The 21986-nt window shown below is 66.5% G+C and carries 13 protein-coding genes; 6 read left to right on the top strand and 7 right to left on the bottom strand.

Annotation, left to right across the window (positions count from 1 at the left end; translation table 11 throughout):
• Nucleotides 1–33 precede the first annotated feature (33 nt).
• On the bottom strand, nt 34–786 hold the full coding sequence (locus PG900_RS01565) for a hypothetical protein (RefSeq protein ID WP_270830772.1): 753 nt from the start codon (nt 784–786) through the stop codon (nt 34–36).
• A gap of 250 nt (nt 787–1036) precedes the next feature.
• Here PG900_RS01565 and PG900_RS01560 point away from each other — a divergent pair, with 250 nt between their 5' ends.
• The 5 genes from PG900_RS01560 (at nt 1037) to PG900_RS01540 (ending at nt 7309) form a co-directional block, all read left to right on the top strand.
• Entirely contained in the window at nt 1037–2266 is a 1230-nt protein-coding gene (locus PG900_RS01560) for a siderophore amonabactin export MFS transporter (protein ID WP_270830771.1), read from the top strand.
• Nucleotides 2267–2323: 57 nt separating this feature from the next.
• Entirely contained in the window at nt 2324–4297 is a 1974-nt protein-coding gene (locus PG900_RS01555; RefSeq protein ID WP_106552435.1) for a siderophore amonabactin TonB-dependent receptor, read from the top strand.
• A 67-nt stretch (nt 4298–4364) separates the two neighbouring features.
• Entirely contained in the window at nt 4365–5381 is a 1017-nt protein-coding gene (locus PG900_RS01550) for an amonabactin ABC transporter permease subunit 2 (protein ID WP_011705838.1), read from the top strand.
• A gap of 13 nt (nt 5382–5394) precedes the next feature.
• Nucleotides 5395–6462: an amonabactin ABC transporter permease subunit 1 gene (locus PG900_RS01545; RefSeq protein ID WP_039213545.1), complete on the top strand. Its 1068-nt coding sequence runs from the start codon at nt 5395–5397 to the stop codon at nt 6460–6462.
• Between the two features lie 43 nt (nt 6463–6505).
• Entirely contained in the window at nt 6506–7309 is an 804-nt protein-coding gene (locus PG900_RS01540) for an amonabactin ABC transporter ATP-binding protein (protein WP_016350955.1), read from the top strand.
• Nucleotides 7310–7370: 61 nt separating this feature from the next.
• On the opposite strand, the gene amoD is transcribed toward PG900_RS01540, so the two are convergent.
• Nucleotides 7371–8156, bottom strand: a complete 786-nt coding sequence (amoD, locus tag PG900_RS01535) for an amonabactin biosynthesis phosphopantetheinyl transferase AmoD (protein WP_085735331.1) — start codon at nt 8154–8156, stop codon at nt 7371–7373.
• 156 nt (nt 8157–8312) lie between these two features.
• Here amoD and PG900_RS01530 point away from each other — a divergent pair, with 156 nt between their 5' ends.
• A complete protein-coding gene (locus PG900_RS01530; RefSeq protein ID WP_017786862.1) occupies nt 8313–9257 on the top strand; it encodes an amonabactin ABC transporter substrate-binding protein in 945 nt (314 codons plus the stop codon).
• A 75-nt stretch (nt 9258–9332) separates the two neighbouring features.
• Here the strand turns inward: PG900_RS01530 and amoH are convergent, their stop codons facing one another.
• Genes amoH through amoB form a run of 5 tightly spaced genes read right to left on the bottom strand, consistent with a single transcriptional unit; the run spans nt 9333 to nt 21973 of the window.
• Nucleotides 9333–10877 carry an amonabactin biosynthesis glycine adenylation protein AmoH gene (gene amoH / locus PG900_RS01525; RefSeq protein WP_118881096.1) on the bottom strand — a complete coding sequence of 515 codons (1545 nt, stop codon included), beginning with the start codon at nt 10875–10877 and terminating at the stop codon, nt 9333–9335.
• A complete protein-coding gene (gene amoG, locus PG900_RS01520; protein WP_270830770.1) occupies nt 10874–17152 on the bottom strand; it encodes an amonabactin biosynthesis non-ribosomal peptide synthetase AmoG in 6279 nt (2092 codons plus the stop codon). Before amoG ends, amoH begins: the two co-directional genes overlap by 4 nt.
• A 14-nt stretch (nt 17153–17166) precedes the next feature.
• Complete coding sequence (amoA, locus tag PG900_RS01515) at nt 17167–17916, bottom strand: amonabactin biosynthesis protein AmoA (protein ID WP_118881095.1); 750 nt, start codon at nt 17914–17916, stop codon at nt 17167–17169.
• Nucleotides 17917–17936: 20 nt separating this feature from the next.
• Nucleotides 17937–21053: an amonabactin biosynthesis non-ribosomal peptide synthetase AmoF gene (gene amoF, locus PG900_RS01510; RefSeq protein WP_270830769.1), complete on the bottom strand. Its 3117-nt coding sequence runs from the start codon at nt 21051–21053 to the stop codon at nt 17937–17939.
• Nucleotides 21050–21973 carry an amonabactin biosynthesis bifunctional protein AmoB gene (amoB, locus tag PG900_RS01505; protein ID WP_118881093.1) on the bottom strand — a complete coding sequence of 308 codons (924 nt, stop codon included), beginning with the start codon at nt 21971–21973 and terminating at the stop codon, nt 21050–21052. The genes amoF and amoB overlap by 4 nt, the downstream gene beginning before the upstream one ends.
• Between the last annotated feature and the right edge of the window lie 13 nt (nt 21974–21986).

Below are 21986 nucleotides of genomic sequence, written 5' to 3'. Positions count from 1 at the left end.
TCACCCGAGGGGCGAGCCGATCAACCAGGCGCCTCACTGGCGCGTGACCCGGATCTGCAGGGTCTGGCGATCGCTCTGACTGCCACTGCCCCCCTGCAACTGGGTGCCCAGACTGCTGCCCTGCTGCGCCGCGCTGGTGGAGAGCTCCCCCACCGTCAGCCACTGACCGGGGGCACCGCTCACCTCGGTGGCGCTCTGTCCCCGGTTGATGGTGCCCTGCTCCAGCCTGGCCTGCTCGCTGCTGAGCGCTATCTGTACCCTGTCGCCGATCAGGGTGGCGGTGGCATAGAGGCCGTTCACCAGCGGCATCAGCCCCACTACCTGGCCTCCGCGCCACTGATAGAAGGTGACCGGTTGATAGGTGCCCATCTGCAATAACACCGGCCGACCCGACAAACCGCGAACCTGCCAGCTGTCGTTCTGGCTGCGCTGATACTGCTGGGCATTGCCCTCCAGCAACCACTGCCGCTTGGCGGCATCCTGACCCAGCCCCACACCGGCCTGCTGACTGCTGGAGGCGCCATCCACCCGCCACTCGATGAGCAGGCTCTGGGGCGGCTGGTTGAATTTGGCCAGCGCCGCTTCGGCCTCCTGCAGCTGGGCGGCGCTGCCGCTCAGCACCAGCTGGTTGCCCATGGCGCTCACCCCCAGCTCCGGATAGAGATCCTTGAGGGTCTGCACCGCCGCCTGGGTCTCGAATACCGGAATAACCTTCACCTCGGCCCGCAGCGGCAGGCACCAGAGCCCCCACAGCAGCCAGAATCCAAACCCGCGCCATCTTCTCATCTTCTCCTCCCCTCCCACTCGGCGGCCAACGAGATCATGGCCCGCTCATCACCTCGTCATCATGGGCCATCCACCCCGCTTTTCAATGACTTTGCCCGTGAGCGGTGAATGCCGTGAAGGTCAGGCCCTTCATTTTTCTATGAAAAGAGCGGAGACAGATCAAATAACACAAATAAAAATGATTACCATTTGTTGTCACGAAAAAATCGCTCGGATACAATTCGGTCTCATTTTTTTGAGCTTGCCGTCGATGAAGCCAGTGACCACCCCCCCCGCCGCCATCCACCTGGCCCTGCTTGTCAACATGCTCTCCATGGGCAGCATGATGATGGTGATGCCGCTCGGGCCGGATCTGGTCATCAGCCTCGGCATGCAGCCGGAACAGACCGGCTACTTCAGCGGCGGTGCCACCCTGGGTGCCGCCCTGATGGGGCTCATCGCCGCCCCCTGGCTCGATCGGGTCAACCGAAAACCCGCCCTGCTGGTGCTGCTCACCTTACGTTTTCTGCTGCTGATGGCCTGCGCCCTGGTGCAAAACAGCCAGCAACTGCTGGTGCTGTTCGTCCTGTCGGGCTGTGTGGCCGGGCCGCTCGCCGCCATCCTGATGGCCGCCGTGCTGGATCTGGTGCCGCCTGCCGAGCGGGGCCGTCGTCTCGCCTACGTGGGCATGGCGTTTTCGCTGGCCGCCATCCTGGTGGTGCCCATCGCTCTGGTGCTGGCCCAGTGGTTTGGCTGGCAGAGCCCCTTCCTGCTGTTTGGCGTCTGCGGCCTGCTGCTGGCCCTGCTCTGCGCCGCCCTGCTGCCTTCGCTGCCGGTCAGTCGCGCCCCTCACGGCAGCGGCCTGCGCCAGTTGCTGGCCTCCCCGCTCTGCCAGGGCGCCCTGTTCATCCTCTGTTTGCAGATGTTCGGTCACTTCCTGCTGATCCCGCACTTTGCCAACTACTTCCAGTTCAACCTGGCGTTCCCGCGCGAGCAGATCGCCGCCCTCTATCTGTGCGGCGGCCTCGCCAGCATGGCCACCATGCGGCTGTGCGGCAGCTGGATTGATCAGGGCCGGGCCCAGGCCGCCATCCTGATCACCAGCCTGCTGCTGGCGCTGATCACCCTGCTCGGTTTCGCCATGCCGGTCGGCGTGCCCGTCTACCTGCTGTTCACCCTGTTCATGGCGCTGAGCTCGGCCCGCTCCAGCACCACCCTCGCCATCACGGCCTCCATCCCGGCCCCGCATCAGCGCGCCGCCTTCATGTCTTTTCAGGGCACGGTCACCAATGTAGCGGCCGGGCTCGGCAGCCTGCTCTCCGCCAGGTTGCTGGTGTCGGATGAGAGTGGCGTGCTGCACGGATTTGCCCATCTGGCCTGGATCAATATCGGCTGCGGCCTGCTGGCCTGCGGCGGTGTCTGGCTCCTGCTCAAGGGGCTGGCACAGACAAGGAATAACAATAACCCCGAGTCTGGCACCGCCAGACAAGGAAGTCAGTGAGCCACCGGCCCCAGAGCCGGACCCCATAACCTCTGTTTTATTCATGGAGTTTTGACTATGCAGTTGCAGCCTGGCGTATTTCGCTTGAACCCGATTTTGCTCTCCCTCGGCCTGTTTGCCTTGCCGGGCCTGGCCCAGGCCGAAGCGGTCAAGGCCAACGAGACCATGGTGGTCACCGCCACCCAGACCCAGCACACCGAACTCTCCGCCCCGGCCAGCGTCTCTGTGGTGACCCGCGCCGATCTGGACAAGATGAACGCCAACAACGTCGGCGAAGCGCTCAAGCACGTGCCCGGCGTCAACATCATCGGTACCAACCCCACCGGTCGCAGCGAGATCAAGATCCGCGGCATGGGCGGCGACTACACCCTGCTGCTGATCAACGGCAAGCGGGTCAACGCCCGCGAAACCCTGGGCAGCTCGTTTGGCAATGACTTCGACTTGAGCTCCATCCCCATGGCCGCCATCGAGCGCATCGAGGTGATCCGCGGTCCCGTCTCCTCCCTCTATGGCGCCGACGCCCTCGGCGGCGTGGTCAACGTGATCCTGCGCCAGGCCAAGGAGCAGACCGAGGCGGCCTTCGGCTACACCCACACCATGCCCACCAAGGGTGATGGTGGCGATGCCAACCGTGGCAACGCCTTCGTCTCCGGCGCCCTGATCGACAACAAGCTGCTCGGCAGCCTGGTGGTGGAAGGCTATCAGCGCGACCGCTGGCACAGCGATCAGTCCAACAACAAGGACGCCGACGCGCTGGAGAAACGGGAAGTGGTCAACATGCTCTCCAGCCTGAAGTGGCTGGTGGCCGACAACCAGGATGTGGAGTTCGATCTGGGCTACAACCAGAACGACATGGACAGCTATTTCAACAACGTGCCGCGTGCCCCCACCGCCCCGGCCACCCCGCACAACGTGCAAAAACTCGATCGCCTGAGCCTGGGGCTGACCCACAACGGTCGTTGGGAACACTTCGACAGCCGGGCCCGCTACTACTTCGAGCAGACCGATCTGATGGATGACTCCCAGCTCAACGGCGGCGCCGCCGATGTCACCCAGACCAACCACACGGTCGACGGCCAGCTGAGCGGCTACCTCGGGGAGCATCTGCTGACCTCAGGGGCGGAATTCCGCAAGACCGAGCTGGAGCACAGCCGCAGCATCACCAATGGCAGCGTGGATGCGAGCCAGAGCGCCCTCTACCTGCAGGATGAGTTCAGCCTGGGGGATCTGGCGCTGACCCTCTCCGGTCGTCTGGATCACCACGAGACCTATGGCAACGAGTTCAGCCCGCGCGCCTATGCGCTCTACAAGCTGAGCGACGAGTGGGTGATCAAGGGCGGCGCCGGCAAGGCGTTCAAGGCCCCGACCCTGGCCCAGTCCAGCGAAGGCTTCGCCACCACCGCCTGCCGCGGCGCCTGCAAGGTGATCGGCAACCCGGATCTGAAACCGGAAACCGCCGTCAGCTACGAGCTGGGCACCGCCTATGAAGCCGCTCGCTTTGGCGCCGGCCTCACCGGTTTCCACAACGACATCGAGGATCTGATCCAGAGCGATCAGTGGGGCCCGGGCTACCGTCCGACCGTGATGACCTACCTCAACGTCAAGAAGGCCCGGGTCAAGGGGCTGGAGCTGACCGGCTGGGTCGATGTGATGGACGACCTCAAGCTGACCGGCAACTGGACCATGCTGGACTCCGAAGACAAGAGCACCGGCGACGATCTGGCCAAGACCCCGGATCACACCGGCAACCTGAGCCTGGATTGGCAAGCCACCGAGATCGTCAGCACCAACCTGGCCTGGCAATACGTAGGCAGCCAGTTCATCAAGGTGCCGATGCACAACTCCCAGGCGCTCAAGTCCGACAGCTACCAGACCCTGGACGTCAACACCAAGTGGAAGGTGACCCCGGCGCTCGACTTCAAGCTGGGCATCACCAACCTCACCAACACCCAGCGTGACCAGGTCGCCACCGACGCCGACTTCATTCTGGAAGGTCGTACCGTCTACGCCGGCGTGGATTACAAGCTGTAAACCCCGCAGGGAGCCCGTCAGGGCTCCCTTTTCTGCTGTTATTGCCTCGACGTGAAGGAGTAGCCGGGTGCACAGACACCAAACACACCTGTTCTGGCTGGGAGTGGTTCTCCTGTTCCTGCTCATCTGTCTCTCACTGGCCACCGGCGCCGGTGTCTATGGTGGCCGCGAGGTCGCCGGATTTCTGCTGGGCGATCCCGCCCTCATGGCCGATGAAAAGCTCGCCATGATCGTTCATACCCTGCGTCTGCCCCGCACCCTGTGTGCCCTGGTGGTGGGCGTCTGTCTCGCGCTGGCGGCCTCCATGCTGCAAAGCGCCACCCGCAATCCACTGGCCGAACCCGGCCTGCTCGGGGTCAACGCCGGCGCCGTGTTCGCCCTGGTGATCGGCCTCACCTATTTTGGCGTCGAATCCGCCTACGGTTACCTGCTCTGGTCCGGCATGGGGGCCCTGCTCGGCAACCTCATCGTGCTCGGCCTCGGCCTGATGGTGGGGCGATCCAACCCCCTCAAGCTCATCCTGGTGGGGGTCGCCCTCTCCGCCACCTTCGGCGGCCTCTCCAACTTCCTGCTGCTCTCCAACCAGGTAGTACTGGAGCAGTTCCGTTTCTGGAATCTGGGGTCGCTGGCCGCCTCGGATCTCGATGCGGTGCTCACCGTGATGCCCTTTGCCCTGCTCGGCCTGCTGCTGACCCTGGCGCTCTGTCGTCAGCTCACCCTGATGCAGATGGGTGACAACCAGGCGCTGGCGCTCGGCATCCGGCCGACCCGGGTGCGCATCGGCGTGCTCCTGGCCGCCACCCTGTTTACCGCCTGCGCCATCGCCATTGCCGGTCCCATCGGCTTCGTCGGTTTTCTCGCCGCCTACTGCGCCCGCCTGGTGGAGCCGGTGCGCCTCGCCATCCAGGTGCGCTTCTCCGCCCTGTTCGGGGTGCTGTTTCTGCTCGGCGCCGACATCCTGGCGCGCTGGCTGATCCAGCCGTTCGAACTGCCCAACGGGGTGATCCTGGCGCTGATCGGTGCCCCCGTGCTCATCCTGGTGGTGCGCAGCGGCGGCTTCCGCTCCCTGCTGGCCGTCAAATAAGGTTGCCTGCCTCATGAACAATTCCATCCATCCCTCCCTCACCACGGCACTTCCCACCGGCACCGTCTGCCTGCGCGTTGGCAGCCGCACCCTGTTGCTGCACCGCCGTGCCTGGCTGATCACGCTGGGGCTCTTGGTCGCCCTGGTGCTGCTCTCCCTGCTGGCGCTGACCCTGGGCTCGGGCAAACTCACCATGCTGGGGGTGATCCAGACCCTGCTTGGCGAAGGCAACCGGCTGAGCGAGGTGACCGTCTTCAAGATCCGGCTGCCACGCATCGTCGCCGTGCTGGTGGCGGGCGCCGCCATGGGCCTCTCCGGCTGCCTGGTGCAGACCCTCATTCGCAACCGCCTCGCCACCCCGGACATGATCGGGGTCAACGAGGGGGCCTCCTTGGCCATCATCGCCTTCTCCCTCTACCTGACCCTCGGCAGCTGGCCTTGGTGGGCCGCCCCGCTCGGCGCCCTGTTTGCCGCCGCCGTGCTCTATGCCCTGTGCAACAAGCCGGGGGAGCAGGGCTACCTGTTCGTGGTGATCGGCATCGGCGTCTCCGAGCTGATGAACGCCATCGGCCAGTTCGTGATGTCCACCCAGTCGCTGGTGCACCTCACCAGCCTCTATCTGTGGAACATGGGCAACTTCGTCGGCCAGGGCTACAGCACCGTGCTGCCGGTGGGGATCCTGATCCTGCTGGTCTGCCCCTGGATCATTTATCTCTCCCGGGCCCTGGGCGTACTGCGTCTGGGCCCCGTCACCGCCCAGAGTCTGGGGGTGAACGTCAACCGGGTGCAGCTCGGCGTGCTGGCCCAGGCCATCGTCGTGGCGGCGCTCGGTACCGCCATCGGCGGCCCCGTGGTGTTCATCGCCATGGCGGCCCCGGTGCTCGCCTCCTGGCTCAGCCGGGATCGCATCGTGCCGCTGTGGATTGCCGCCCTGTGCGGCGCCCTGCTGCTGCTGGCCAGCGACACCCTGGTGCGGGTGCTGGCCAGCCCCCACGAGGTGGCCACCGGCATCATGACCCGTATTCTCGGCGGCCTGCTGCTGCTGTTCATCCTGCTCAAAGACCGCCAGAAGGCCGACTGACGATGCCATTCATCCATTTTCAAGACAGACCGAGGGCCGCCTGATGACGCTCACCATCAATCACCTGCAATTTGGCTATCAGCACAAGCCCGTCTTCAACGACATCTCCTTCACCATTCCCCAGGGCAAGCTGGTGGGGATCGTCGGCCCCAACGGCGGCGGCAAGTCCACCCTGCTCAAACTCCTGGCAGGCCAGGAGCAGCAGCAAGCCGGCGAGATCCTGCTCAAGGGCAAGCCGCTGGCAAGCTACGGCAAGAAGGCGCTGGCCCGCGAGCTCGCCTACCTGCCCCAGCGTCCGCTGGTGCCCGCCGGCATCCAGGTCGAGCAGCTGGTGCAGTACGGCCGCCACCCCCATCAGGGCTGGTTCAATCAGTGGAGCGAGGAGGATGCGCGCATGGTGCGCTGGGCCTGCGAACGGATGCAGCTGGGCGACATTCTGCAGCAGAGCGCCAGCTCCCTCTCCGGCGGCCAGGCCCAGCGGGTGTGGCTCGCCATGGTGCTGGCCCAGGATGCGGACATCATCCTGCTGGATGAACCCACCAGCGCCCTCGACATCGGCCACCAGACCGAGGTGATGGAGGCCATCCACCAGATCACCGCCGAGGGCAAGACGGTGCTCATCGTCATCCATGATCTCGCCACCGCCGCCCGCTACTGCGACGAGCTGATCGCGCTGGGGGATGGCGGCATCCAGGCCATGGGGCCGGCCCGCGAGGTGGTGACCAAGTCCCTCATCGACCGCCTCTACCAGACCGACGTGGACATACTGCACGCCCCCGGCGACGGCGCCCCCATCATAGTGCCCCGCCGCAGACCGCATGCCTTTGCCATGCGCCAACCGGCCTGAGCCCCATCAAAAAACCGCCGAGAGGCGGTTTTTTTATGCTTGTGTCTCTGCGCGCCGCCATTCACAGCAGCAGGCTGGTGAGCACCCCGCCCTGCTGTGTTTGGCAGTGCCCTGTTTGCCAATGCAGTGTTTGCCAGTACATTGGCTGCCAGTACACAGTGCAGCGCCAACCGGCGGGCAGTGTCGGGGTCAGTCCGCCCACCAGTTCGAGGGTGAGGGTCTGCGCCGTCATGGTCAGCCAGCGGGCATCGAGAAAGTCAAAATAGCGCCCCACCCTGGGGTAGAGCGCCTTGAACAAACTCTCCTTGGCCGAAAAAATCAAGGTAAGCGCCTCAGCCCTGCTCAGGCCGATGGCAGGGGCAGTTGCCGCCAGCCGGGCCCACTCCTCTCCACTAACAATGCCGGGCCAGAGCTCGCTCGCCTGCCCCTCTGCCAGCCAGCCCTCCAGATCCAGCCCCATCCCCGCCCGGCCGGGGCGCACCGCACACAGCGCCATGCCGCGCCCCTGCAACAGGCTGTGGCTGATGCTGCCCTCAAACCCCGCAGGCCAGCAGGGTTCGCGGGCGGCCCCGATGCTCACCTGCTGCTGGCCCAGACCAAAGGGGTGCAAGGCCCGGCGCGCCGCCAGCCGGCCGGCCAGAAACTCCCCCAGCCGCTTGGGGGCCGCGCGCTGCAAGCTGGCGGGCAGCACCATGCCGGCCGCGTCGTAACAGGCCGGGGTGAAGGCGGCGGGGTCAAAGCAGACCCGTTGCAGCGCCAGATGCGCCGCGCCGGGCAGCGGCAGGCTGTCGGCTTGCACGATAAAGCGGTCCAGTGAACAGGCTGGCGCGGTGGCAATGAACATCACGAAGAGCCCTTGGTGGATGAGCCAGCATGGTAGCAAACCGCCCCCTCTCCACGCCACAAACACAAATGACAATTCTTATCATTTGAATTTGTGGTAGCATGAGTTCGCCCGTTTGGGACCCAGTGTTCCACTGATTTCACCAAGAAGGATGTAACGATGAAGATCTCCTCTCCCCTGGCTGCCGTGCTGATGCTGGCCAGTCTGGTCGGCTTCCAGGCACAGGCCGGCAGCGAGACCCGTCAGGTGACCGATGCCGACGGCAAGACCCAGGTCGTACCGGCCCAGCCCAAGCGGGTGGTGGTACTGAGCGAAATCGATCTGGACAGCGCCCTGACCCTGGGGCTGCAACCGGTCGGCACCGTCAATGGCCGCGGCCAGTCCACCCTGCCCCGCTACCTGCTGCAACAGGCGGGCAAGGAGATCGCCGTGGTCGGCGATCTGGACAACCCCAACCTGGAGAAGCTGATCGATCTGGAACCCGACCTCATCCTCACCGGCCAGACCAAGCCCGAGCTGCTGGCCCTGCTCAAGGAGATCGCCCCCACCGTGGTCACCGGCAACTGGGGTGACTCCTGGAAGGAGATCTTCAATCGCAGCGCCCACGTGCTCAACCGGGACGCCGAAGCCAAGACCTTCCTCGCCCAGTATGACGCCCGCCTGCAGCAAGCCCGCAGCAAGCTCGCCAAGCATCAGGGCGAGCGCCTGAGCATTGTGCGCTGGAACCCCAAGGGCCCGAGCTACATGCACAGCGGCACCTTCGCCAGCAGCGTGGTGGAAGAGATGGGGCTGACCCGGCCGACCCACCAGATCGGTGACAAGACCCCCCACTCCCCGGCCCTGAGCCTCGAATCCCTCAACCTGCTGGACGGCGACTGGCTGGTGATTGGCACCCTGAGCGCCAGCGGCGACGCGGTGGATGCCATGAAGCAGGCCGAGCAGACCCCGGCCTTCCAGCAGCTCGGCGCCATCAAGAGCAAGCGCTTCGGCGCCGTGGACGGATCGCTCTGGACCTCCACCGGCGGCCCCCAGGCGGCCCTCAAGGTGATCGACGACGTCGAGCAGCTGCTGGCCAAACCCGATGCGGCCCCCATCACCCAATAAGCTCTCGTGACTAGCGCCCACAAAGAAGCCCGCATATGCGGGCTTCTTTTTTATCCATGGCTTTTAACGTCCAACTTATTCCGGCAAGGGCAGCGCCTTCCTGTCCAGCTTGCCGCTGCCGGTCTTGGGCAGGGCATCCAGCAGCATGAGCCGCGCCGGCACCATGTAGTGCGGCAGCGTCGCCTGCAGCCCCTTGCGCAGGGCGAGGCGATTGAGGGTCACACCGCTTTTCGCCTCCACGTAGCCCACCAGCATGGCCTCGTCCCCCTCGCCCACCAGACGCACCGCCGCCTCCTGCACCCCGGCCTGGCGACGCAGCCCCGCCTCCACCTCGCCGAGCTCGATGCGAAAACCGCGCAGCTTGACCTGATCGTCGCGCCGTCCCAGATAGAGGAAGCGGTCCGCCCCCAGTCGTCGCACCCGATCGCCGGTGCGATAGAGGCGATGGGTGGCAAGGCGCAGGAAGGCGGCGCTGGTCAAAGCCGGCTTGCGCCAGTACCCCTCGCACAGGGCCGGGCTCTCGATACAGAGCTCGCCGCACTCCCCCTCTGCCACCGGCTGCCCCGCCTCATCCAGCACCCAGTGCCGATAGCCGGGCAGGCTGTGGCTGATGGTGATCTGGCCATCAGTCGGTGGCCAGCGCACCTCGCTCACCAGCGACCAGACGGTGGCCTCGGTCGGCCCGTAGCAGTTCCACAGCCGCCGGGTGCGGGCACAGAGCTGCTCGGCCAATCCTGAGTCCAGCGCCTCACCGCCACACAGGGCGGTGAGGGTATTGCGCCCCTGCCAGCCCGCCTTGAGCAGCATGCGCCAGCAGGCCGGGGTGGCCTGCAGCCAGTTAATGGAGGGATCGGCCTCGAGCAGCGCCAGCATCCCCAGCGGATCCTTGTTGTGCTCGCCGCCGGCCACCGTGAGCCGGCCACCGCCCCAGAGCGGCCCCAGCATCTCCAGCAGGGAGATGTCGAAGGCCGGGGTGGTGATAAAGAGCCAGTGGCAGCCAGGTGAGAACCCGAGCCGCTCGCGGATCCCGTCGAGGAAGCAGAGCAGGGCCCGCCGGCTGATGACCACCCCCTTGGGCTCGCCGGTGGAGCCCGAGGTGAACATCATGTAGGCAGCCAGGGCGTCATCCACCTGGGGCCAGGAGACGGGCCCTGCCGCTGCCGGTCCGTCGAGGGTGCGCAGTGGACAGCCGAAGGCGGGAGCCGGCCTGTCGCCGTCGCAGATCACCGCCGACAGGCGCGCCTGGCGGGCGATCCCCTGCAGCCGCTCCACCGGAAAGTCCGGCTCAAGGGGCACGAAGGTGAGGCCGAGCCGCAGGCAGGCCAGCAGGCTGGCCACCAGATCGGGGCTGCGGGAGAGATAGAGGCCGACCCGCTCCCCCACCGCCAGCCCCTGCAATCGGGCGGCAATCTGGGCCACCCGATCATTGAGCGCGCCGTAGCTAAGCCACTGCTCATCTGATCCGCCCTCACTGATGCCCTCCCCGCCCATACGGATGGCGGGGGCCAGCGGGGTGGCGGCCAGACATGCCGCCAGCCGCGCACCCAGATTGGCCGCCCCCTCGCGGGGGGCAGGCCGGGTTTGCACGAGCGAAGCCTCATGCTTGATGGTCACCGTCATAGCGCGGCCTCCGTTTGGCGCACCAGCCAGTGTCGATAGAGCCGGCTGGGGGATGGGTGGGCCTTGAGCGTCTGCAGGGTGAGCGACGCCCGCTCCTGGCCAAACGCCTCGTTGAGGGCCGCCAGCAGGGCGAGCTGCTGCACCGAATCCACCCCGAGTTCACACAGGGTCTGCTGCCAGATGCCGGGTACGCCGCACTGGCGCTCCCACAGGGCCACCAGCACACGGGCCTCGGCCGGCGGCTGAGCCAGGCCGGACTCCGCCCTGGTGGAGGCCACCTGTGGCATCACCGGGGGCTGTGCCGCCGCCACTCTGGCCGGCTGGCTCAGATCCGCCTGCGCCAGCCAGTCGAGCTCGGCCAGCCAGGCAGCCAGCACCGCCTCGGCCCAGTCCTCGGGGATCTGCTCGCCGTCGAATTCGAGGCGCAGCTGGAGCGTCTCGCCCCGGCTGCTGACCACCAAGGAGAGCGGCAGCTCCACCTTCTCCACCACGGTGCCAAAGCGCGGCACCAGCTGGTGGGGTTCGGGGGCAGCAGGGACCGCCGGCATGGGGTAGTTCTCGAACACGAACAGACTCTGGAACAGGCGTGCTCGGCCTTTGGTCAGTGCCGCCAGTGACTGGGTGCCGTGCTCGTTGAGCGCCATCAAATCGGTCTGCAACCGGGCGATATGCTCGGCCAGGGTCAGCTCGGTGCACCACGCCAGCGCCAGTGGCAGGCTGTTGATGTAGAGCCCGACGCTCGCGGTGATCCCCTCGATGGGGTAATCCCTACCCGGGGTCACATTGCCCACCAGGGTGACGGCATCGCCAGAGCGGCGTGCCAGCAGACGGTGCCAGGCATATTGGGCCAACAGGCCCGCAGTCACGCCAAGCTCGCGGGCACGGTGCGCGAGCAAGGTCGCCACCTCGGCCGGCAATGCCGTGGCGCGCACCGCCGGTCGCTGCTGGGTATGGCGCCCGCTTGAGCTAGCGTCCAGCGTCACCCCAAACAGGCAGGCGAGATCGTTAGGCATTGCCAAGAGCTCGCCCCGCCCCTGCCAGTAGGCGTCGGCGCTGCGGGCTTGGCTGGCGATATGGCGGCCAAATTCGAGCCAGGCCGTATCCGGCTCGCGCTGCGGCAACAGGCCGTTCATCAGCGCCTGATAGCCGCGATGCAGGGAACCCAGCAACACGGGGCCGCTCCAGCCATCCAGCACGCCGTGATGGGCGCTGAAGATCACCTTGTGGTGATCGGGGGCCAATTTGAAGCAGGCAAGGCGCAGCAGGGGCGCCTGATCGAGCGGGATCGGGCGGGCCAGATCCTGCTCGCGATAGGCCTGGACCCGTGCCTCGGCCTCTCCCGCCTCATTCCCTACCTCGGACAAGTCCTCATAGTGGAATGGCAACTCGGCATGCTTGAGGATGCGCTGCAGCGCCACCCCGTCCGCCAGCACCAGTTCGCTGCGAAGGGCCGGCCAGCGGGCGATCTGCCCCTGCCAGGCCTGACGGTAGACCGCCACGTCCAGCGGCTGGTGATAGTCCATCTCGGTCTGCAGGTGATAGGCGTGATCCCCGGGCAGCAACGCCCTGTGATGGAACATGCTCTGCTGCAAAGAGGTCATCGGCAGCAGAGTCTCCACCTCGCGCCCGCTCAGCACCCGATCGAGCGCGCTTTGCGAGAGGCCAAGCCCCGGGAAGTCGCTCGGGGTATGGCGTGGGGCCTTCACCGCGCAGCAGTGTTCCACCAGCGCCGTCAGGTTGTCCGCCAGCCGCGCCATCAAGGCGTCGCTCGCCTGCTGGTTGAGGGCGCCCACCTGGCGCAGGGTGAGGCGCCCGTCATAGACGCCCCCGTGCAGACTGACCAGCTCGCGCGGCAGGTTGTCAGGGGACGTGGGAGCCCCCGGTGCCAGCGGCAGGGGCTGCCAGGGTTGAACAGCCTCGCCCTGATGGCTGACCCCCAGGTAGTTGAAGACCACCAGGGCTTCGGGCAGTGCCCAGCCACGTGGGTGGTGCAAGCGCAGGGCGTTGAACCCCACCCCCTTGTCCGGCACGGCGCGCAGCTGCTCCTTGGTGGCGCACACCAGCGCATCCCACGCCCCGGCATCCGCCAGCGCCAACGGGTAGGTGCTGGTGAACCAGCCCAGGGTACGGCTCACGTCCAGTTCCGCATCGATGGCCTCACGGCCGTGTCCTTCCAGCATCACGCAGTGACGGCTGCCGTAACCCTGCTCGCTCAGGGTACGGGTCAGTGCCGCCAGCAGCAGGTCGGGCACCCGGGTGAAGTAGGCCTGGTTGGCGGTGTCGATGAGACGGGCCGTGGTCTCCTGACTCAGTTGCAGCAGGCTGGCGGCGGCGCGGCCATCGGCGGCGCGGGCCGCTTCCAGCAAGCCTGGCTTGCTGGCCTCCCCCTGAGCCAGCCAGAAGCCAAGCTGATCCTCTTCCCGTTTGGCATAGGCCGCGAGCCCCTCGCCCCACTGGCGATAGCTGCTGCCCTTGGCGGGCAGCGGCTCGCCCCTGCTCACCCGAGCCAGATCTTCGGCCAGGATGCGCCAGGAGACCGCATCGATGACCAAGTGATGGAAGGCGAGGAAGAGCCCCTCTACCGTCTCGCCCTCGCCCTCCAGCTCACCTTCCAGAGAGAGATTGCGCAGGCGGGCCCAGGCCAGGGTATGGCCGCTGGCAGGGTCGAGATCCCCCTGCAGCTCGGTCAGGCGGGCCTGCAGCTCGGCCTCATCGAGATTGGCTGCATCCAGGGTCGGCAGCGGCGGCAATGGCAGTTCGGCCAGGTAGCGCTGGCCGGCCGGGGTCACCGCCAGACGCAGGGCATCGTGGTGCTGGCGCAGGGTATCCAGCCAGCCGCGCAGGGCCTCATCGTCCACCCCGGCCGGCAGGTGCAGGATCACCCCCTGGTTCCAGTGACCGGGCTTGGCAAAGCCCTGCTCGAAGAACCAGTGCTGAATGGGGTGGAGCGGGAACTCGCCGGTCAGGCTGCCCTGCTCGCTTCTGTGGCTGACCGCCTGCTGCTGGCCGAGCTGGCGGCAGAGACGGCGCACCGTCTTGGCTTCGAACACGTCCTTCACGCTGCAGTGCAGCCCCGCATCCCGCAGCCTGGTGGTGAGCTGGATGCTGAGGATGGAGTCACCGCCCAGACGGAAGAAGTCATCCTCCACCCCGAGCGGTTGCTTGAGCACCCCTTGCCAGATGGCGAGCACGGTCTGCTCCAGTTCGTTTTGCGACTCGCCCTTGCTCTGCTGCCAGACGATGGCGGGCAGGCGGCGCAAGTCCAGCTTGCCGTTGGGGGTGAGCGGCATCTCGGGCAGCCAGCAGAGGCGCGCCGGCACCATGTATTCGGGCAGGCACTCGCCAGCCCGCTGCAGCAGGGCGTCGCCGTCGGGCTCGCTCGCCCCGGCCTGCAGACAGGCGTAAGCGAGCAGGCGCCCCTCCTGCACCACCACCTTGATCTGGCGCATCGCCGGGCACAATTCGGCAAGCCGGGTCTCTATCTCCCCCGGCTCGATGCGATAGCCGCGCAGCTTGATCTGCTCGTCTATCCGGCCCAGATACTGGATGTTGCCATCGCGGCGCAGCAGGGCCCGATCGCCGGTGCGATAGAGGCGATGGGGTCGATCCGCCAGCGCCAGCTCGATAAAGGCCTCCTGGGTGCGCTCCGGCAGATTGAGATAGCCGCGGGCCAGCCCCAACCCTGCCAGGCAGAGCTCGCCGGGCACCCCCACCGGGCAGAGGTTGCCCGCCTCGTCCAGGATCAGCGCCCTCAGGTTGTTGACGGGGCGACCAATGGTGATGGGCGCCCCCGGGGTGAGCCGCGCGCAGAGCGCGGTGACGGTGCACTCGGTCGGGCCGTACATGTTGAACAGGGCCACCCGCGCCCCCCAACGCTCCACCAGGCTGCTCGGGCACGCCTCGCCGCCAAAGCCGATGGCTTTGAGGGAGCCGAGCTCCGCCGGTGGCAGCAGGTTCGCGAGCAGGGCGGTCGGCAAAATCATGTGGCTGGCACCGCAAGCGATCGCGGCACCGATCACCCCTTCACCCGGCTCGCCGAAGTGCAGGGCCGCGCCACAGTAGAGCGGCAGCAAGCTGGTCATGTTGCCCGCATCAAACGAGAGGGACATGCAGTTGAACATGGCCCCACCCTTCCCAAGGGCGATGCGCTCACCGTGATCCGCCATCAGGTTGACCAGGCTACCCTGCTCCACCATGACTCCCTTGGGCAGGCCGGTGCTGCCGGAGGTGTAGATGATCTGGGCCAGCATGGCGGCGTCCCGGGGCAGTGCGGGCGTGCTGGTTGGCATCTTGTCCAGCGCCAGCTGGTGCAGGTTGTGGTAACCGGCATCTGTGCCCTTGATGGCCTCGGCAAGCCGAGCATCCGGCTCTCCCCCGAGCACCAGCGCAATACTGGCGTCGCTCAGGATATGGGCCAGCCGCTCGGCGGGATAGGCAGGGTCGAGGGGCACATAGGCCGCCCCCGCCTTCCAGCAGGCGAGCAGGGCGATGACGAAGGCGACATCGCGTCTGGCCTGGATGCCGATGGCGGCGCCCGGGGTAACGCCGCAGGATTGCAGCCAGTGGGCCAACCGGTTGGCACGCACCTCCAGCTCGCCATAGGTCAACGATTGCGCGCCGTCGCTGACCGCCAGCGCGTCCGGCAACTGAATAGTGCGCCGCTCGATATGACAGAGCAGGGTGTCACGGCTCGGGTAGTCCCGCGGCAGGTCGGCAAGCTGTGCGGCCAGCGCCGCCTGGTCGGTGCCCGCCTCCAGCGGCAGTTGCCAGATGTCGGTCTCGGGGGCCGCCACCACAGCGCGCATCAGGTGCAGCAGGCGATCGGCAAACGCCTGGATGGTCTCTCGCTCGAACAGGGCGGTGGCAAACAGCCAGTCCACCCTGACGGAGTCCATCAGCTCGGTCACCTTGACCGAGATGTCGGTCTTGGCCGGCAGCACAGGCGAGGTCTCCTCCACCAGTTGGCAGCCGGGGATGAGATCGTTGAAGTCCACCTTGGCCTGATAGACCAGCATGATCTGGAAGATGGGGTTGATGGCGGTAGTGCGATCGGCGCCGATGGCCTCGGCCAGCGCCTCGAAGCGGTAGAGCTGGTGATCGAAGGCCGCCAGATCCTCCTCCCGGCACTGCTGCAGATAATCGACAAAGCTGGGCTTGCCGCTGAGTTGAGTGCGCAGCACCAGGGTATTGACAAAAAAGCCCACCAAGGACTCGATCTCGTGGCGCTCGCGATAGGCGAGCGGGGTGCCGATCACCACCTCCTTCTCGCCGCTCTGACGCACCATCAGCAATGCAAACAGGGCGTGCAGACCGATGAAGTTGGAGGTGCTGTGACGCTGACAGAGGCGCTTGAAGCTCTCCCACAGATCGTTGTCGATGGTGGAGAAGACCAGCTCGCCGCCGCTGTCCTGATGGGCCGGGCGCGGCTTGTCGAGCGGCAGGCCGTGCACCTCGGGGCTGCCACCGAGCCGGTCGACCCAGAACGGCTTGAACTCGGCGTGATAATCGAGAAAACGCGGTGAGTTGAACCAGCGGGCATAGTCGATGTAGGTGAGCGGCAGCTCGCTCACCTGCAGGGGCTCGCGGTTCTGATGGGCAAGAAAGGCGCGCTTGAGATCCGCAAACATGTTCTTGACAGACCAGCCGTCGGAGATGATGTGGTGCTGGGTGATCAGCAGCACGTGCTCGCGGCTGCCCAGCCGGATCAGGTGCACCCGGCTGAGATCCCCCTGGGTCAGGGAGAAGGGGCGGCCGATCTCCTCGCGCACCCGGCGGGCCACATAGGCCTCGCGCTCGGCAGCGGGCTCTGCGCTCACGTCCTCAATCTGCAGCGTGAAGGGCGTGTGAGGCAGGATCTCCTGCGCCCCCCTGCCCGCCTCGTCCTTGATGAAGCGGGTGCGCATGCTGGGGTGGCGGGCAAACAGGTGGTCGAAGGCAAACTCCAGCGCCGCCGTGTCCAGCTCTCCCTTGACGCGAAAATAGACCGGCATGTTGTAGAGGTGGGAGGCCTCCTCGTATTGCTCGATAAACCAGAGCCCGCTCTGGGATGACGAGAGCGGCCCCTGCCGGGCGCCCTCGGCGACAATGGGCGCCTCGAAGGCGGCACGGGCCGCCAGGCAGCGCACCAGCTCATCCTTGTGGGCCTTGATGGTGGCGCCGATGGCCGGTGTCACCGCCTCCTTGCTCGACTGGGAGATAAGCTGGCCCTTGTCGTTCAGCGCCAGCTTGACCCCCTGCCGTTCCAGCTGTTTCAACAGCAAAATCATATTGTTCATCTGTTTCTCAAGCCTCAGGCACTCAGGGTGGCGCCGCCGTCGACGACCAGATCCTGCAGCGTGATGTGGCTGGCCAGATCCGAGGCCAGGAAGAGGACGGTATGGGCGATCTCCGCCGGGGTGGCGACCTTGCGCAAGGGGATGCCGAGCTTGAACTGCTCCGGCAGCCCGGCAATGGTGCGGGCCATGGCCTCCTCGCTTGGCAGCATGCCACGCAGCATGGGGGTATCCGTCGAGCCCGGCGACACCAGGTTGGCGCGCACGCCGAAGGGGGCCAGCTCCAACCCCACCGTCTGGGTCAGGCTGGTGACCGCCGCCTTGGAGGCGCAATAGGCCGCCATCTGCATGCGCGGCACATGGGCGGCGTTGGAGCCGATGGTGACGATGGCACCGCGCCGCTGCCCCTTGAAGTGGGGCACCAGGGCCCGCAGCAGATAGAAGACGCCGCTGGCGTTGACCGTCATGCAGTCGTGCCAGTCGTCATCGCTCAGGGCGTCGGTGGGGCCGAGGCGCAGCACCCCGGCCCCGTTCACCAGCACATCCAGCCCGCCGTCTGCCAGCAGCGCTGCGCAGCAGGCGTTGACCGCCTTCGAATCGCCAATATCGAGCAGCCGGGTGGCATAGGGGTAGTCGGCTTCGGGAAACGCCAGATCCAGCCCCACCACACAGGCGCCGGCCGCCACGAACTGCATTGCCACCTCGCGGCCGATGCCGCGCCCGGCTCCGGTCACCCAGACCCGCTTGCCAGTGAAATCAAAGGCCATTGCTTGTTGCTCCTTGCTCATCACCACACCATCTCCACGCTCTCTTCGTCCTCGGCAAGCAGGCCGTCGAGGAAACGGCAGAAGTCGTCGAGGCGCGGGTGATCAAACACATCGGAGACCTTGACCTGCACCCCGAACTCGGCGCCGAGCCGGTTGACGATCTGGATGGTCTGCAGGGACTGGCCCCCCAGTTCGAAGAAGTTGTCGGCGGGCGCCATGGTGGCGAGCCCCAGGATCTGCTGCCAGATGGTGCCGACCCGGTTCTCGGTCTCGCTGCCCAGGGTCAGGGCTTCGCCTCCCGCCTGGTAGGCGGCCAGCAGGGCCTTGCGATCCAGCTTGTTGGAGCCGGTGCGGGGCAGCTGGTCATAGTGGCGATAATCGGTAGGGATCATGGCGGCAGGCAACACCTTGGCCAGCTGCGCCTTGATGACCCGGCTGTCGCGCTCAGGCCCCGCCACGAAGGCCACCAGCCGGCGCACGCTGCCGATGTTCACCCCCTGCACGCAGGCCTCGTCCACCCCCGGCAGGGCCAGCAGCTGCGCCTCCACCTCGCCGGGCTGGATGCGATAGCCGCTTATCTTGAATTCGTTGTCGCGCCGACCGAGGTAGACCAGCCGGCCGGCCACCAAGCGCACCCGATCGCCGGTGCGATAGACGGGCACATCCTCCTCACCGATCCGCAGGGTGCCAAAGCTCCCTTGCACGCCCCCCACATAGCCGTTGGCCAGCTGCGGGCCGAGCAGCACCAGCTCCCCCTCGCTGGCGGGTTGCTCCCCCGCCCCCAGGATAAGTGCCTGCATGCCGGGCAGCGGCAGGCCGATGGGCAACTGGGCCTGGCTCGGGTCTTCCTGCTGCAGCTCCTGGGTGGTCACCGCCACTGTGGTCTCGGTGGGGCCGTAGGTGTTGAACAGGCGCACATCGGAGCGCCCCTGGCGCTGCCACTGGGCCAGCTGCTCAGGGTAGACCGCCTCGCCGCCGATGATGACGGTGGCCAGATTGGCAGGAATGTGGGCCTGACCCGCCGTCAGCGCCACCACCCACTCGTTCCAGAACGCGGTGGGCAGGTCGAGGTGGGTGATCCCCATCTGCTCCACCCCGGCCGCAAAGGCGGGCATGGATTCAAGCAGGGCGTCGGTGCGCAGCACCAGGGTGGCACCGGCGCTCAGGGTGGCGAACACCTCCTCGATGCTGGCGTCGAAGTTGAAGGGGGCGAATTGCAGCATCCGCGCGTCTTCATCCAGGTGATAACGGCAGCGGGCGGCGGCGGCGAAGTGATCCAGCGCGCCGTGGCTGACCGCCACCCCTTTGGGCAGACCGGTCGAGCCAGAGGTGAACATCAGGTAGGCGACGGCGCGGCCGGCGGCCGGCTGGTTCAAGCGGTTATCGCTCACCAGATCCCCCGCCAGCAGATCCCCAACCAAGAGAGTACGGCCCTCAAACAGGCTGGCCAGCTTGTGACGGTACTCGGCCTGAGTGATCAGGGTCTTGACCTCCCCCAGCCGCAGAATATGGCCCTGGCGCTCCAGCGGCTGCTCGGGGTCGAGGGGCACATAGACGGCGCCTGCCAGCAGCACCGCCAGCTGGGCGAAGATGGCCTGGGGGCTGCGCGCCAGCATGACACCGACCCTGTCTCCCGGCTGAACACCGGCGGCCTGCAGGGCGGCTGCCATCTGTTCAGATCTGGCCAGCAGCGCCTCGTAGCTGAAGCGGGCCTCTCCCTGCTCCGTACTCTGAATCAAGGCGATCTTGTCCGGGGTCTGGGCGGCGAAGTGGCAGAGCGCCTCCAGCACCGGCAGTGTCTTGATCACTTCATGAGCGGGGCCGGCGATCAGGGCGCTGGCCCGCTGCTCGGCCAGCCAGTCGGCCTTGAGCGCCCCCAGGGTCTGGGTAGGCTCGGCCAGCCAGCGACCCAGCAAGGCGAACAGGGTATCGGCGATGGCCGCCAGATCGGCCTGCTGGTAGCAACCCGGGTTGGCGTCCAGATCCAGTCTGGGCTGGCCATCGACGCCAACCTGCACCTCGATGGTGAGATCTTCCACCGGGCCGGCGCTGATGTTGAGAATATGGGCAGATAGCGGCCCGAAGCGGCGAGCGTGATCAAACGGCATGATGTTGACCAGCGGGCCGAACAGGCGCTTGTCGCCACCCACCAGACCGAGGTCGCGGCGCAGCAGCTCGTAGCGGTAGTGCTGATGCTTGCGCACCCCGCGCTTGGCCTTGGCCACGGCGTCGGCGGCAACCACCAGACTCAGCCCCTCATCGAGCGCCAGTGCCAGCGGAGTGATGTTCATCTGCATGCAGGGCACGGTCAGGGAGGCCGAGCCGATGCGGTTCATCATCATCAGGCCAAACAGGGTCTTCTCCTGACCACTGGCAAGGGACAACTGGGCCGAGAGCCCGGCCAGCAGCAGATCCGGCCAGCCCAGCTTGTTGTCATCGGCAAAGCGCACCAGGGTCTGCCACAGCTCGGTGGGCAGCGGGCGGCTCTCGCGGATAAACTCGGCAGCGATGGGGGCGCGGGCTTCGCTGAAAGATTTCACCTCGGGCCAGCCTTGCAGCTGCTCCTGCCAGAAGGCGCGGGCGGCGGCGTTCTTGCCGCTCTGCTCGCGGTTCGCCTCTTCCGCCAGCACCTCCGCCAACGAGCCGAAGGGGGATGGGGAGTTCATCTCACCGGCCAGCCCCTCTGCATACAGCTCAGCGATGCGCTGGAACAGCAAGGTGGTGCCAAAGCCGTCGAGGGCAATGTGGTGCACGCAGCTGTAGAGGTAATCGCGGCCGGGGCCGCGCAACAGGGCGAAGCGGCAGGGCGCCTCTTTGGTCAACTCGAACGGGCGGCGCAGATCGGCCCAGGCCCAGGCGCGGGCGGCGGCCTCGTCATCACTCGCAAGGTTCACCTCGCCATAGGCGAGCTGTGCCTCGTCCGAGACGAAGCAGACCGCCTCCCCATCGGCTTCGAAGTGGCCCTTGAGCGCCTCGCACTCACCCACCGCCTTGGCAAGGGCCGCGGCCAGCACGGCCGCCTCGACCTTGCCATCGAAGGCGATGCACTCGGCGGTGTTGAACATCGCCTTGTCGTCGTTGAGCAGATGTCCGGACCAGAGCCCCTGCTGGGGAATGGTCAAGGGGAAGCGGTTCATGGGGTCACCTCCAGCGCCTGGGCTGCCAGCTTGGCCTCGATGAGGCGCCACCAGCCATTGAGGGTCGGCAGCTTGGCGAGATCCACGAAGCCCAGCTCCACCCCGGCGGCGCGCCACTCGGTTAGCAGGGCCATGATCCGCACCGAATCCAGACCGTAGTCGATGAGGTTCTCGTCGGGGTCAAACTCCCCCTCGTCTTCGTCGATATGACTCAGCAGCCGCGCCTTGAGCCCCTCATACGTCAGCAACGGATTGGTCAGGAGCGGACTGGTCTGGGCGGCAGAAGCGGAGGCCGGGGCGAGCGCCAGCACCTCCTCGCAGCGGATCACCTTGCCGCAGCGGGTCGCCACGTAGTCCAGCGCCATCTGGTGATCGGCCAGGGAGAAGTCCGCCACCCCGTCCGCCAGGAAGAAGGGCTGGATGTCGCGCATGAAGGCGTCGCAGGCGGTCATCATGCAGCCAATATGGCCGTAGATGCCGCCGATGATCAGCTGATCCCGCCCCAGCGCTTTGAGCATCTGCTCCAGCTCGGAGCGCTGGAAGGCGCTGTAGCGCCACTTGACCAGCACGGTGTCGTCCCGCTCCGGGCGCAGTGCTGCCACCACCTGCTGCTGCTCGGGCCGTTTGTTGAGCCCCGGGCCCCACATGTCGTTGAGCAGGGCGCGATCTTCAGGAGATTGGTCCTTGGGCTGGGCGGTGTAGAAGACCGGAATGCCGAGGGCCTTGCACTGCTTGCGTACGGCGGCCAAGCGCTCGGTCAGCGCCGCGATCAGCGGGCTGTTTTCGCCATAGAAGGCGGTGAAGTACTCCTGCATGTCGTGGATCAGCAGGGCGGCACGTTTGGGATCCAGAGACCAGTTGACCTTGTTGGCCTTCCACTGGCTGGGCATGGCGTAATTGTTCAGGGTTGGGATAGCCATAACGTCATGATTC

Source organism: Aeromonas sp. QDB03 (assembly GCF_027707985.1).
GTDB lineage: Bacteria > Pseudomonadota > Gammaproteobacteria > Enterobacterales > Aeromonadaceae > Aeromonas > Aeromonas hydrophila.
The sequence above is the reverse complement of the archived record's forward strand: the minus strand, read 5'-3'. Positions and strand labels throughout refer to the sequence as shown.